The 14,559-nt window shown below is 63.7% G+C and carries 11 protein-coding genes; 7 read left to right on the forward strand and 4 right to left on the reverse strand.

Translation table 11 applies throughout. The features are described 5' to 3' along the window. Positions 1 to 153 precede the first annotated feature (153 nt). Positions 154 to 1,503, reverse strand: a complete 1,350-nt coding sequence (gene chrA, locus BTH42_RS29575) for a chromate efflux transporter (RefSeq protein ID WP_075304725.1) — start codon at positions 1,501 to 1,503, stop codon at positions 154 to 156. A gap of 299 nt (positions 1,504 to 1,802) precedes the next feature. On the opposite strand from chrA, the gene BTH42_RS29580 reads away from it, so the two are divergent. Both BTH42_RS29580 and BTH42_RS29585 read left to right on the forward strand, forming a co-directional pair. Then, positions 1,803 to 2,888, forward strand: coding sequence for a porin (locus tag BTH42_RS29580; RefSeq protein ID WP_075304726.1), 1,086 nt, complete (start codon positions 1,803 to 1,805; stop codon positions 2,886 to 2,888). 214 nt (positions 2,889 to 3,102) lie between these two features. Next, positions 3,103 to 4,842, forward strand: a complete 1,740-nt coding sequence (locus BTH42_RS29585; RefSeq protein ID WP_075304727.1) for a subtype B tannase — start codon at positions 3,103 to 3,105, stop codon at positions 4,840 to 4,842. 62 nt (positions 4,843 to 4,904) lie between these two features. On the opposite strand, the gene BTH42_RS29590 is transcribed toward BTH42_RS29585, so the two are convergent. The 3 genes from BTH42_RS29590 to BTH42_RS29600 all read right to left on the reverse strand — a co-directional run bounded on the left by BTH42_RS29590 (position 4,905) and on the right by BTH42_RS29600 (position 8,003). Then, entirely contained in the window at positions 4,905 to 5,738 is an 834-nt protein-coding gene (locus BTH42_RS29590; RefSeq protein ID WP_075304728.1) for a class II glutamine amidotransferase, read from the reverse strand. Between the two features lie 326 nt (positions 5,739 to 6,064). Beyond that, positions 6,065 to 7,252, reverse strand: a complete 1,188-nt coding sequence (locus BTH42_RS29595; protein WP_075304729.1) for a diguanylate cyclase — start codon at positions 7,250 to 7,252, stop codon at positions 6,065 to 6,067. Between the two features lie 139 nt (positions 7,253 to 7,391). After that, positions 7,392 to 8,003, reverse strand: coding sequence for a TetR/AcrR family transcriptional regulator (locus BTH42_RS29600; RefSeq protein ID WP_075304730.1), 612 nt, complete (start codon positions 8,001 to 8,003; stop codon positions 7,392 to 7,394). An 81-nt stretch (positions 8,004 to 8,084) separates the two neighbouring features. On the opposite strand from BTH42_RS29600, the gene BTH42_RS29605 reads away from it, so the two are divergent. The 5 genes from BTH42_RS29605 to bfr all read left to right on the forward strand — a co-directional run bounded on the left by BTH42_RS29605 (position 8,085) and on the right by bfr (position 14,554). After that, positions 8,085 to 9,218, forward strand: a complete 1,134-nt coding sequence (locus tag BTH42_RS29605) for an MBL fold metallo-hydrolase (RefSeq protein ID WP_075304731.1) — start codon at positions 8,085 to 8,087, stop codon at positions 9,216 to 9,218. A gap of 703 nt (positions 9,219 to 9,921) precedes the next feature. After that, positions 9,922 to 10,668, forward strand: a complete 747-nt coding sequence (locus BTH42_RS29610; RefSeq protein WP_075304732.1) for a gluconate 2-dehydrogenase subunit 3 family protein — start codon at positions 9,922 to 9,924, stop codon at positions 10,666 to 10,668. Positions 10,669 to 10,670: 2 nt separating this feature from the next. Continuing rightward, positions 10,671 to 12,443, forward strand: a complete 1,773-nt coding sequence (locus BTH42_RS29615; RefSeq protein WP_075304733.1) for a GMC family oxidoreductase — start codon at positions 10,671 to 10,673, stop codon at positions 12,441 to 12,443. Positions 12,444 to 12,448: 5 nt separating this feature from the next. Continuing rightward, positions 12,449 to 13,792: a cytochrome c gene (locus tag BTH42_RS29620; protein ID WP_083654973.1), complete on the forward strand. Its 1,344-nt coding sequence runs from the start codon at positions 12,449 to 12,451 to the stop codon at positions 13,790 to 13,792. A 285-nt stretch (positions 13,793 to 14,077) separates the two neighbouring features. Further along, the gene (gene bfr / locus BTH42_RS29625) at positions 14,078 to 14,554 is read left to right on the forward strand and encodes a bacterioferritin (protein ID WP_075304735.1); all 477 of its coding nucleotides are present in this window, start codon (positions 14,078 to 14,080) and stop codon (positions 14,552 to 14,554) included. Positions 14,555 to 14,559: the final 5 nt, after the last annotated feature.

Consider the following 14,559-nt stretch of genomic DNA (forward strand, 5'->3'; position numbering starts at 1 on the left):
TTGGGTCGGACGGCGGCCTGGCAGGCGGCCGCGGCGTCTCCACCGTCTCCATAGTGAGGCCAAAAGGGGGCGAAAAATAATTGTCCTAGGGCAATTGGCGGGGAAAAAATCCACAGCGTAATGCAGGCCGCCGCGATTGTGCGATGCGGCGGATTACCCGAGAAACGCTTGCCCGACACCCGCCAGCGCGCACAACACGACGATCGCCAGCGGCGGAATTTTCCAGCGCGTCAGCAGCAGGAAGCCTGTCGTCGCAACCGCGAAATCGATTCCCGAATGTACTGCGCTGGTCCACACGGGCGAGTACAGCGCCATCGCCAGCAGTCCGACCACGGCCGCGTTCACGCCGCCGAGCAGCGCCGCCATCGACGGATGCGCGCGCAGCGCCTGCCAGTACGGCAGCGCGGCCAGCACCAGCAACAAGCCCGGCAGAAAGATGCCGAGCGTCGCCAGCAACGCACCGGCCCAATGATTCGGCGCAACGGTCATGCTCCAGCCGAGAAACGCGGCGAACGTGAACAACGGCCCCGGCACCGCCTGCGCCGCGCCATAACCGGCGAGAAAATCGTTCGACGTGACCCAACCGGTCGCGACCGTGTGCTGCTGCAATAGCGGCAGCACCACGTGACCGCCGCCGAACACCAGCGCGCCGGATCGATAGAAGCCGTCGAATACGCTGAGCGCATGCGCGGCGCCGAAGCGCGTCAGCAGCGGCAAGCCGAACAGCAGCACGCAGAAAAGCGTCAGCGCGATGGCGCCGGTCCGGCGGGACACCCGGAATTGATTCGCGTATTGCCGCTCGCCGGCCGGCGGCGCGACGGCGTTGGCGTTGGCGTTGGCGTTGGCGTTGGCGTTGGCGTTGGCGTTGGCGTTGGCGTTGGCGTTGGCGTTGGCGTTGGCGTTGGCGTTGGCGTTGGCGTTGGTGGCGGTCGCGCGGCACAACAGCCAGCCCAACGCCGCGCCCACGACGATCACGATCAGTTGCGCGTAGACCGTCGTCAGCACACCGAGCAGCACGAGCGCGACGATGGCGATCGCCGCGCGGCGCCGATCCGGGCACAGACGCCGCGCCATGTCCCAGACCGCCTGCGCGACAACCGCGACCGCGACGAGCTTCAGCCCGTGAATCAGGCCGCTCCCCGCACGGCCGCCCAGGTCCGGCGCGATCGCCGCGAATGCGATCAGCAGCAGCACCGACGGCAACGTGAAGCCGCACCACGCGGCGAGCCCGCCGAGCCACCCGGCCCTGAGTACACCGATAGAAAAGCCGACCTGGCTGCTGGCCGGCCCCGGCAGGAATTGGCACAAGCCGACCAGATCGGTGAAGGTCGCGTCGTCGAGCCAGCCGCGCCGATCGACGAATTCGCGGCGGAAGTACCCGAGGTGCGCGATCGGCCCGCCGAACGAAGTCAGGCCGAGTTTCAGAAAGACCGCGAGCACTTCGGCCGCGCTGCCGGCGCGAACCTGGGCAATCGGGTCCGGGGAAGTTCTGGTGGTTTTCATTGGGTGTTCGAGAGCCGTGATCGACGCTTGCGTCGCGAGTTCGATTATCAGGCTGACGGGCTTGCGATGGCGAGTGTGCTGGTTTACCCGGCCGCATCGCATGTAAAAAAATGCCACCCAATCTAAGTTTTTTGCATGGACCCAGCGCCGGCCGCGCGATTAACCTTTGCGCCTGCCGTTCGATACCTGCTTCACCGCAATCGCGCCACGGTGCGACACGTACATTAGCTCTGCCAACTAAAACACCAATAAAAGCAAAACGACATTCCCGGGGGCATATATAACAACGGAGATATTGCATGAAGAGGTACATCGCTCTCGCATCGGGCGTCATTCTGTGCTGCTCGTTCGCTTCGTCCGCATTCGCGCAATCGAGCGTCACGCTCTATGGCGTGCTCGACAACGGCTTCGTCTATCAGAGTGCGGGCAGCAACAACTCGGCGTTCCGGGCAGTACCCGGCGGGCTTTTCTCGACCCGCTACGGCCTGCGGGGCTCCGAGGATATCGGCAACGGTCTGCACGTGAATTTCCAGTTGGAGCAGGCTTTTTCCGGTCAGACGGGCGCGGCGACCGATCCGACCAAGGCTTTTAACCGGCTGGCATTCGTCGGTCTGTCCGGCGGTTTCGGCGAGATGCGCTTCGGCCTGCAAAACTCGCCGCAATACGATGTTCTGCAGGCGGCAATGGATCCGTCGTGGGTGAAGAGCATTGCTTCGCCGATGAATAACTTCAACGCGCTGATCATCCGTGCGAACAACGGCATTTCGTACTACACGCCCACGTTTGGCGGGCTCAATGCGAAGTTCATGATCGCACTACGCGACTCCTCGACGGGCGGCGGCAACGGCATCGGGTTCTACAACGCGGTCGTGCAGTACCTCAATGGACCGTTGAACGTCGCGGCTGGCTACGAACGAGGAGACGAACCGGCCATCGGCGCGGGCGGCAGCTATAACCTCGCGGGCGGTGCGGCCGCGGGTTCCGGCGCGGTACTGAGCGTATTCAATGCGGGCGCTTCGTATGCATTCGGTGCGAATCGCGTCTGGCTCGCTTACCACACGGAGAATCTGACCCGGACGCCGAAGTACATGCAACACGACGTCTACCAGATCTCGGACTCCTATCAGTTCGACCCATTCGCGCTACTTTCGCTGATGTACGGATACGTGCACGACCGCACCGGCCACGGTAATAACGCGCAGCAACTGGGGCTGCTGTTCGAGTACTCGCTGTCCAAATCGACCGAGCTTTATACGGCGGCCGGTTTCATCCAGAACCGCAATCAGGCCAGTTACACGCTTTCCGGTACCGCGTATGCGGGCCTTGCGGTCACACCCGGCACCGATACGCGCGGCATCGGGGTCGGGCTGGTGCACAAGTTCTGACATCGATCACGACGCCGGTGCCCGCTTGCGGAAAGCCTACCCATAAATAAAAGGCAACTTCCAATAAGTACAAAGCATGTTAGGGATTGGTCAAACGACTGTAACGTTCTCCCTGTGTCGAAACCGATGCGCTCCTGTGGGAAACACCTCAGGCGACACACTCCGCCCGTCTGGCCCGCGGGACGAAAAACATAACCTTGGAGACACCTTACAGATGCTTCGCCTTCGCACTATGCTCGGCACCGGCTTGCTGATGTCGCTGGCCGCCTGCGGCTCGGACCACTCGGACACCGCCGCCACCACCACTACACCCGCGGCCACCGCGGCCGCCACCGGCGTGTACGACAGCGCGCTGGCTTTCAATAAAGACGGCTACACGACGATCAACGTGACGATCGACGGCGTACAAACGCCGGTGCGCTGGTACAAGGAAGTCTGCTACGTCGGCAAGCCGATCGAAATGGCCGGCACGCAGAGCGGTCTGCGAGGCACGACGACCATTAGCAATACGAAGTGCGGCTATCAGAGCATGAATATCTTCGTGCCCGAAAGCGCCGCCAACGACCAGGACACCGCGATCTACTTCGCCGTCAACAACGCCGGCTGGATGGCCAGCTACGTGACGGCCAGCGTCGCGGACGGCGCGACGTTCAACAGCAGCACCAGCAATGTCGGCGCCGCGCTGAAGGCCGGCTACGTGTATATCGATGTCGCGTCGCGCAGCCGCGGGATCACCGCGGCCGACGGCAGCTATCCGGGCAAGGCGCCGGCGGCGGTCGTCGATGCGAAAGCGGCAGTGCGCTATCTGCGCCTGAACGATGCGGCGATGCCCGGCAACGCCAACCATATCGTCGTGAACGGCACCAGCGGCGGCGGCGCGCTGTCGTCGATCCTCGGCGCCTCCGGCAATAGCGCCGACTACTATCCGTATCTCGCCGAGATCGGCGCGGCCGGCATCGACAAGGACGGCAAGAGCACGCTGCACGACGACGTTCTCGCAATCAACGCGTACTGCCCGATCACCGACCTGGGCAACGCGGACCTGCATTACGAGTGGCTGTTCAACGTACTCGGCACGCGCGCCGCGGTCGATGCGACGAGCGGAACCTATCCGGGCGTGGCCGGCAGCAATACGAACCCCACCGGCAGCGCGAGCCTGATGAACGCGTTCGTCACGTACCAGAACAGCCTGGGTCTGAAGAACTACGACGGCACTGCGCTGACCGCGAGCACGATGCTGGCCAACGTTCAGGACGAACTGATCCGCTCGGCTGAAACGTATATGGCGGCCGGCGGCACGATCCCGGCGCTCGGCGCGACCGCGACCTATACGTCGAACGGTCCGAGCGGATCGTCGTCATTCAGTTATACCAACGACTGGATCAGCGTGGACAGCGCGAGCAAAACGGTACTGTCGCTCGACATCCAGAAGTACCTGAAATTCCTCGCGACCCAAAGCAAGCTGAAGCCGACGCCGGCGTTCGACCAGACCGGCCTCACCATCGCGACCTCGACCGTCGCGGGCGGCAACGGCGGCGAAACCAACCTGTTCGGCACCAGCGCGCAGAAGTACTCGAACTTCACCGAGTACGGCTGGAACAACAACGACACCGCCGGCGACGGCGTCGGCAAGGACGACACCGGTTATGCGTGGGCCGACTACCCGAGCCGTCAGGCGCTGCTGACCCAGACGAAGCTGATCAACCCGATGGCCTACATCGGCACGGACAGCACGACCGCGCCGTACTGGTACATCCGCGTGGGCACCCGCGATCGCGATACGTCGGTGACGGTGTCGATGAACCTGAGCCGCGCGTTGAAGGCCGATAGCAAGGTCACCGACCTGAACTATCACCTCGCGTGGGATCAGCCGCACGCCGGTAACTACGACGTGCCGGAAGCGATGGCGTGGATCCAGCAGACGCTGGCCGCGGCGAAGGCGAAGGGTCTCTAAACCCCAGGCAACCACGAGGGGCGGCGCGATGGTTACGCGCCGCCCCTCGTTTTATTTCCCACTCACCCCAACTCCGGCTCGAACGCGAACCGCTCGATCTCTCCATCGCGCGCGACCACCACCGTGCTCTCCGGAATCTCCTGCCACCATCCCGGCAAATCCGCGAGCGGTTCCGACAACACCAGAAACGCATCCTGCCCGGCCATCGCAATGCGCGGATCGTCGGGATACAACTCGTGCAGATGACGGAACGACGTGTTGTGAAACAGCGAGCGCGATTGCCGTTCGCTCGAATAACGCACCGCGACGATCTGCTCGCCGTCGGTTGCGCAGACGGTCATGTTCAGCGGCTGCTCGACGCCGTGGCGCCGGCCGGTTTCCTCGACGAAGCCCACCATCCGTTTGAGCGCGGTGACCGGCGCCAACTCGAGCCCGAACGTCAGCGCGAGAAAGAACAGTACTTCGGAATCGGTCGATCCTTCGATCGACGGAAACAGTTCCGGCGCGATTGCGACCATCAGATCGCGGCGCAACGCCGGATAGTTGCGCACGAGGCCGTTATGCGCGAACAGCCAGCGCCCATGACGAAACGGATGACAGTTGGTTTCCTGCGACGGCGTATCGGTGGCCGCGCGGATGTGCGCGACGAACAGCGGCGCATGGATCGCGCGCGCGGCTTCGCGCAGATTGCGATCGCTCCACGCCGGCTGGATGCAGCGATAGCGAAACGGAATGTCGGTCGGATGTCCGTACCAGCCGATCCCGAAACCGTCGCCGTTGGTGGTCGTGTGGCCGAGCCGCGAATGCAGGCTCTGATCGATCAGCGAGTGCTTCGCATTGAACAGCACCGTTTCGAGTTGCAGCGGTTTGCCGGAATAAGCGAGCCAACGGCACATGGGTTATCTCCTGTCGAATAGCGAACCGTCATCAAATCTCCACCTGCGCGCCCACTTCGATGCCGCGTTTTCGCTTCGAATCTTTCGTTTCGTTGCCGCGAAGTCGTTCGATCGTACGGGCTGTTCGTGCCGGGCGTGCGCCGGGGCCTGTTCACGCGCGCTAGAGGAAGTATAGAAATTTCCGGCCCATCCGGGCTCCGGAAAACGATCTCACAGGGGGGCCGAACGGCGTTCGCGAAACCCTGAGATCACGCGCATTCGCCTGAATAAAGGCAAGCTGTTTGGCCTGTCCGCGCGAAGGCCGTGCGCAAGCGATCAGGCCGCTTTCAGTTGGAGGAGCAGCTTGTCGCGGGCAGCGCGGTGCCCGGCGTCTGTTCGAGCCGGTTGCCGCCGAGCGACTTGGCGCGGTACAACGCGCGATCGGCGGCCGACAGCAACTCGGTCAGTGACGTCGTCGTATCGCTCGTCTCGGCGAGACCGATACTGACGGTCGCGCGAATCGGCTCGCCGTCCACGCGATGGGACATCGTCGCGAACCGGTACGCGACGGTTTCGCCGAGCGCTTTCGCACGCGCGCTGTCGTAGCCCGGCAGCAGCGCGGCAAATTCTTCGCCGCCGATGCGCGCCAGAATCGCGTCCGCGCCGGTCACGCTGCGCACGGTCGCCGCGAACGACTGCAAGACTTCGTCGCCGGTCTTGTGGCCATGGCGGTCGTTGATCCGCTTGAAGTGATCGAGGTCGAACGCGAGCAGCGACACCGGTCGTCGAGCTGTTTCGTAGTCACGAATAACCCGCTCGCCCTCTTCGAAAAACAGCTTCCGGTTGCCGAGGCGCGTCAGATAATCCGTGCGCGATTCCTTCAGCAACTCGGCGTGAATTTCTTCGCGGGTGAGCCGCAGCAACGTCATCGGCAGAATGACCGAGTACAGCACCCCTTCGTACATCGTGATCTGGCTGGACACCGCCAGCACGTGCAGCCCGAACCGCGCGACCAGCCACGGCAGCACGAGCGCCCGAAGCACGTAAATCAGCGCGTGCAGACCCGCGACCGCCACCGCGACGCGGCGCGATTGCCCCGCCGGCAGACGATCGCCGCGCAGCAACTCGACGGCCGTCAGCGCGGAAGCCAGCCCGATCGGCAGCGCGCTCACATACATCCACACCGCGGCCGGCCAACGCGTGCCGCCTAGCGTCCAGATCACCGCCATCAACAGCAATAGCGCAATCGAGCCGGCCCGATACTGCCGGCCGTTGAACATCGCAACCCCATGCAGCACCAGCAGATAGCCGGACAGAATCACCAGATTGCTCACCGCGGGGCCGGCGGCGCCCAGCAGCGCACTGCGAAATGCGGCGAGCGCGCAGCCCGTTCCCAGCGTCGCGTAGCCGATCGCCAGCATGCGCAGTTCGCGCGCACGCTTCGGATGAGACAGGTGTTCCCAATACAACATCGCGGAACTGGCCAGCAGCGTTCCGATCACGAGGAAGTAAAGGGTGGCTAAATCGACTTTCATCACTGACGCCAAAGCGCGTCCCCGGCACAACGGGAAGCAGGTTGCAGATCAAGCATGAGATAACGGCAAATGCCGAGAATTTTTGAGATGATACGCGACGCGCGGCGTGGACGGCCGGCTCAAACCCGCTAAAACCCGCTTACGCGTAGCGCGCGAGGAACATATCCACGGCCGCTTGCGCGACCCGCTTCTGCTCGCTCGCGTCGAGCAGCGGCTGCCCCATCGCCACCTGCGGCCAGAACGCGGACGCCTTGACGAGCCCCTGCAATTGCATCGCCGCGAACACCGGATCGTCGGTCCTGATCCGCCCGTCCGCGGCCGCCGCCCGCACCCATGCGGTCAAATCTTCCTCACGCTCGCCCATTCGCGCGACCATGTCCCGCGCCCGTTCCGGCGCATGCAAGCCGGCCGCGATCGCGACGCGGGCCAGCGCGAGGAAAGAGTCGTCGTTGAGCAGGCGCAGCTTGCGCTCCACCAGATCGAGCAGTTGCGCGCGCAGCGGCTGGCCGGCCCGATAAGCGGGCGCGTCGCCGTCATGGCTCGCATCCCACAGCTGATGAAGAATCGCCGCGAACAGCGCGTCCTTGCTCGGGAAATGGTTGTAGACCGTGCGTTTCGACGCGTTCGCGCGGGCGGCGATACGGTCCATGCTGGTGGCGTCGTAACCGGCCGCGAGAAATTCCTCGATCGCGGCGGTGATGATCGCCACCCGCTTCCGGTCGGTCAGACGTTGAGGTGTACTGGGTTCCATCGACGGATTTTACACTGGCCAGTTTACTTATCTTGAAAATAAACTACACTGGCAAGTGTACATTTTCCGGATGCTCACCTCATGACATCGCTCCCCGTTTTCGTGCGCCGCATGCTCGGCGTGACCGCCGCGCAACGCAGCCGCGCGCTGTTCAACCGCTCGCCGCAGCACGACGGCGAACGCTTTCGCAACGTCAAGCCGCGCCCGGTCGAAGGTCTGCGCAAAACGCTCGGCCTCGCGTGGACCGTGCTGTTCAACAAGCCGCGCGGCACCGTGCCGGCCGACGCGTTGCCGGTCACCCCGCTGACGCGCGCGCAACTCGATGCGGCGCCCGACCGCAGTCTCTACCGGCTCGGTCATTCGACGCTGCTGCTGAAGCTGCGCGGCCAGTTCTGGCTGACCGACCCGGTATTCGCCGAGCGCGCGTCGCCGTTTCGCCATCTCGGTCCGAAGCGCTTTCACGCGCCGCCGATCGCGCTCGCCGAGCTGCCGCCGCTGCGCGGCGTGATCCTGTCGCACGATCATTACGACCACCTCGATCGCGACACAGTGCTCGCGCTTGCGCAGCACACCGAAGTGTTTCTGACGCCGCTCGGCGTCGGCGACCGGCTGATCGAATGGGGCATCGACGCGGCCAGGGTCCGGCAATTCGACTGGTGGCAAGGCACCGAGGTCGACGGCATCCGCTTCACCGCGACGCCCGCGCAGCACTTCTCCGGTCGCAGCCTGTTCGACGGCAACCGTACGCTGTGGGCGTCGTGGGTGATCGTCGACGACGATCTGCGGGTGTTCTTCAGCGGCGACACCGGTTACTTCGACGGTTTTCGGACCATCGGCGAGCGGCTCGGTCCGTTCGACGTCACGCTAATCGAAACCGGCGCATATGACGCGATGTGGCCGTACGTTCATATGCAGCCCGAAGAAACCGTGCAGGCGCATCTGGACTTGCGCGGCCGCTGGCTCGTGCCGATTCACAACGGCACCTTCGACCTCGCGATGCATCGCTGGCAGGAACCGTTCGAACGCGTGAGCGCGCTCGCGCTTACTCGCGGTGTCGCACTGTCGACGCCGCGCATGGGCGAGCGGCTCGATCTGACCGCGGTGCATCGCGGCGAGCGCTGGTGGCGCGAAGTCGTGGCGCCCGTTGCCGCGCCGAAGGCGTCGTGGCGCTGGTGCGCGTCGCGCAATGCCGGCGAAGAAGAACAGGCGTCCTGATTCTCGTAGGAAATTGCCGGCGGCCACGCGAAGCCGTGGCCGCCAAACCTAGATCCAATCGAATGGCCGCGCAAAATCCTCCACGGGTTTTGCGCGGCCATTCGCGCATCCGGCAAGCGAATTTCTTTACTTTTTTGCTATCGTGGATTTTAATACGAGAAATTAACTTTTGCGATTTAGAGAATGACAGCGCAGTCACAAAAAAGCAATAATGCCGCGACGCTGTCAAGCGCGCCCTTGTATTGCAATAGATTCCGCATAACCATTCAATTTGCTTACAACCACGATATTTAAATCGGCGTGAACACGCCGAAATGAACACATATATCGGCATGGCCGATATTTCGGATACGGCCTTGGCGTTGCCGGGCGCCGCTGCCGGCGCAGAAACAGGTAGTCGCGCTGGTATCTCTCAATGCAATACGCAATTAAGTCCCATGTTTAAATTGCACGATTCGCAGCGAAATCGAGCAATCGAACCAGCGTCTCAATCAATGCGCCATCCTGTTTAGATAATGGCGGGCGCATACCCCGACTTGATAAATATTTAAAACGGCAAACTGTCAAGACGGGGCGGCAATTTCACGCATTAAACCCGCCGTTTGAAACAGCGCCGCTAATGCGCAGCCAAAGCGGATAACGCCGGCTTTGCCGTCGGCCCGCAATTCAATTAACAATTCGTCCCTCTCGCCTATCCCCGCATATGAAAGAAAAGAACGAAAACGACGATCAGCCGCGCAGAAAATTTCTGCGTCAGGTCATAGCGATTCTGCCGGCCTCCACGCTGGCGCCCGCGGTGCTCACGCAGACCGGCTGCACCGACTCCAGCACGTCGAACGCCCCGCAAACGGCCCATGAAGCGCAGCGCGACATCTATCAGCCCAAGTTCTTCCGGCCGGCCGAATGGGACTTCCTGCACGCGGCCGTCGACGAACTGATTCCCGCCGACGCAACCGGCGCGGGCGCGCTCGAAGCGGGCGTGCCCGAGTACATCGACCGGCAGATGGAGATGCCGTTCGGTCACGGCAAGCTGTGGTACATGCAAGGGCCGTTTCACCCCGAAGCGCCGCCCGAACTCGGCTATCAGTCGCGGCTCGTGCCGCGCGACGTGTATCGCCGCGGCATCGAAGCCTGCGACGCGCACTGCAAGCAGCAGTACGGCAAGCTGTTCGCCGCGTTGCCGCGCGAGACCCGCGTGCAGGTGCTCGAACAGCTCGAAGCCGGCAAGCTCGCACTCGACGCGGTGCCGGCCAAGCTGTTCTTCAGCACGCTGCTGAAGAACACCAAGGAAGGCTACTGGGCCGACCCGATGTACGGCGGCAACAAGAACATGGTGGGCTGGAAGATGATCGGCTTTCCTGGCGCGCGCGCCGATTTCATGGACTGGATCGAACAGCCCGGCGTCAAGTACCCGTTGGGTCCGGTGTCGATTCTCGGGGAGCAGGCATAACCATGGCGATTAAAAAAGACAAGGTCGATGCGGTGATGGTCGGCTTCGGCTGGACCGGCGCGATCATGGCGAAGGAGCTGACCGACGCGGGCCTGAACGTGCTCGCGCTGGAACGCGGAGACATGCAGACCACCGCGACCACCGCGCGCTTTCCGAACGTGGCCGACGAACTGTCGTTCGCGATCCGCGGCAAGCTCTATCAGGATCTCTCGAAGGAAACGCTGACGTTCCGTCATTCGCAGGACGGCTTCGCGGTGCCGTACCGCCAGCATGGCGCGATGCTGCTCGGCAACGGCGTCGGCGGCGCGGGCTTTCACTGGAACGGGCTGACGTGGCGCCCGCAGGTGTCGGACCTGCAATTGCGCAGCCACTACGAACAGCGCTACGGCAAGGCGTTCATTCCGGAAGGCATGACGATCCAGGACTTCGGCGTCACTTATGACGAACTCGAACCGTTCTTCACCCGCTTCGAGGAAGTCGCCGGCATCTCGGGCAAGGCCGGCAATCTGAACGGCAAGCCGTCGCCGGGCGGCAACCGCTTCGAGCCGTGGCGCAGCAAGGAATATCCGCTGCCGCCGCTGCAGGACGTGTACGGCGCGCAACTGTTCGCGAAGGCGGCGCGCGAGCTCGGTCACGAGCCGTTTCCGATTCCCGCCGCGAATGCTTCGGCCCCCTACACGAATCCGTACGGCGTGCGCCTCGGGCCATGCAATTTCTGCGGCTTCTGCGAAGACTTCGGCTGCTATATGTATTCGAAGGCGTCGCCGCAAACCACGATTCATCCGGTGCTCATCGGCTCGAAGCACTTCGAGTTGCGCACCCGCTGCCAGGTGATCCGCGTGAATCGCGATGCGAGCGGCAAGCTCGCCACCGGCGTCACCTATATCGACGCCGAGGGCCGCGAAGTCGAACAGCCGGCCGACATCGTCGTGCTGAGCGCGTTCCAGATGCACAACGTGCGGCTGTTGCTGCTGTCGGGCATCAGCCAGCCGTACGACCCGGTCAGCGGCGAAGGCGTGGTCGGGCGCAATTTCGCGTACCAGATGAACGGCGGCGTCAACGCGTTCCTCGCCAGGGGCACGCAGCTCAATCCGTTCATCGGCGCGGGCGCCGGCGGTCAGGCGATCGACGACTTCAACGGCGATAACTTCGATCACGGTCCGCTCGGCTTCATCGGCGGCGCGAACGTGCGGCACAACCGCACCGGCGGCCGGCCGATCGGCCAGACCGCCGAGCGCCATACGGGCAAGAAGTGGGGCAGCGAATGGAAGGCCGACGTGCAGGCCGACTACCAGCGGATGATGACGATCGTCGCGCAGGGTTCGGTGATGTCCTACCGCGACAACTACCTGAGCCTCGATCCGAACTATCGCGACGTGTACGGCCAGCCGTTGCTGCGCGTGACGTTCGACTGGCACGAGAACGAGTTCAAGATGACCCGGTACACGGTCGGCCAGGCGTACAACGTCGCGCGCGTGCTGACCAACGAGATCGACACCAACGTGAAGAAGTCGGGCTCGCACTTCGATACGCGGGTCTATCAAAGTACTCACACGACCGGTGGCGCGGTGATGGGCAGCGACCCGAAAACGAGCGTCGTCAACAAGTACCTGCAGAACTGGGATGTGCACAACCTGTTCGTGCTGGGCGCATCGGCGTTCCCGCAGAACTTCGGCTACAACCCGACCGGCCTCGTCGGCGCGCTCAGTTACTGGGCCGCGAATGCGATCCGCGAGCAGTATCTGAAGAACCCCGGTCCGATGATTCAGGCGTGACAACCATGAGAACAATTCGTTACGCCGTAGCGTGCGCGCTGGCGGCTTCGCTGTACGTCACTTTCCCCGCTCCGGCCGCGCTGGCCGCCCCGCCTGCTACCGCGGCCCCGGCGCCGTCTTCCGCCGACGCGGCGCTGATCGGGCACGGCGCGTATCTCGCGCGCGTGGCCGACTGCGTGGCCTGCCATACCGCTAAGGACGGCAAACCATTCGCGGGCGGCCTGCGCTTGCAGACGCCGATCGGCGCGATCTATTCGACCAACATCACGCCGGACAAGGAGACCGGCATCGGCGGCTATAGCCTCGAAGACTTCGACCGCGCATTGCGGCAAGGCATCTCGAAGCGCGGCTACACGCTGTATCCGGCGATGCCGTATCCGTCGTATGCGCGCGTCGCGCCCGACGACGTGAAGGCGCTGTACGCGTTCTTCATGCATGGCGTCGCGCCCGTACATCAGCCGGCGCGCGCGAGCGACATCCGCTGGCCGCTGTCGATGCGCTGGCCGCTCGGGCTGTGGCGTCAGACGTTCGCGCCGGCGGTGACCACCGAAAGCGCCGCGCCCACCGTCACCGCGGGCGCCAGCGGCGCCGCCGCGGATGCGGCGATGCTCGCGCGCGGCCGCTATCTGGTCGAAGGCCTCGGCCATTGCGGCGCATGCCACACCGCGCGCGGGATGGCGTTGCAGGAAACGGCGCTGACCGACAGCAAGGCCGCCACTTTCCTCGGCGGCGGCGAGGTCGAGCACTGGTTCGCGAACAACCTGCGCTCCGATCTCGGCGACGGTCTGGGTCGCTGGAGTCAGCAGGACATCGTCACGTTCCTGCAGACCGGCCGCAACGATCATTCGGCCGCGTTCGGCGGGATGCACGACGTGGTCGTCAACAGCACGCAGCACATGAGCGATGTGGACCTGAACGCGATCGCGGTCTATCTGCTGTCGCTGAAGCCGGCCACGCCCGGCGCGCCCGCGCCGGTCTACGACGCGACCGCCGCGAAGCAGCTGCACGCGGGACAGACCACCACGCCTGGCGCGCTGGAATTCCTCAACAACTGCGCGGCCTGCCATCGCAGCGACGGCAAGGGCTATGCGGGCGTGTTCCCGACGCTCGCGCTCAGCTCGACGGTCAATGCGCAGAACCCGGCTTCGCTGATCCACATCGTGCTGCGCGGTTCGTCGATGCCTGCCACCAAGGGCGCGCCGACCGTCTTTACGATGCCGGATTTCGCGTCGCGTCTGACCGACCAGCAGGTGGCCGACGTGGTGACCTTCATCCGTAGTTCGTGGGGCAACCGGGGCAGCGCGGTCAGCGCGGCGACGGTGAGCAAAATCCGCGCTGCCGGCGAGTGATCCAACCGACGTAGCAGATGTAGCAGACAGGGGGCGCGGCTGCCGGTCCAGCGATGGAACCGGTGGCCGCGCCCCTTCTCTTTTGCGCGAGCGCGCCGGCTTCTTCCGCATCGCACCAACGCATGGTCCGGAGTCCGTAACGATCCGTCGCACGGCACGCTCGTTGCTCGGCGAATACAGGCCGGAAGAAAGCGAAATTCTTCTCATTAGCGCCACGCCGACGTCGAGCGTCTATCCTGTCTAATTGCCCCGACGCCACACACGGACCGAGCCCAGGAGAACGTCATGCAAGCCGACCCGAAGGTTATCGAGTACCTGAACGCCGAACTGAAAAACGAGTTGACCGCGATCAATCAGTATTTTTTGCATGCGCGGCTCTATAAACATTGGGGGCTCGAAGGACTCGGCAAACATGAGTACGACGAATCGATCGAGGAGATGAAGCACGCGGACATGCTGATCGAGCGGATTTTCATGCTCGACGGGCTGCCGAATCTGCAGGACCTGAGCAAGCTGCTGATCGGCGAAAACACCCACGAGGTCCTCGAATGCGATCTGAAGCTCGAACGGACCGCGCAGGCGCAGTGCAAGGAAGCCATCGCATATTGCGAATCCGTGCGGGACTTCATCTCGCGGGAAATCTTCGTCGAAATTCTCGACGCGACCGAGGATCACATCGACTGGCTCGAAACCCAGCTCGGCCTGATCGACAAGGTCGGCCTCGAAAACTATCAGCAGTCGGGTATGGGCTCGCCGGGTTGAAACCG

It is taken from the genome of Burkholderia sp. SRS-W-2-2016 (genome assembly GCF_001931485.1).
Classification (GTDB): Bacteria; Pseudomonadota; Gammaproteobacteria; order Burkholderiales; family Burkholderiaceae; genus Paraburkholderia.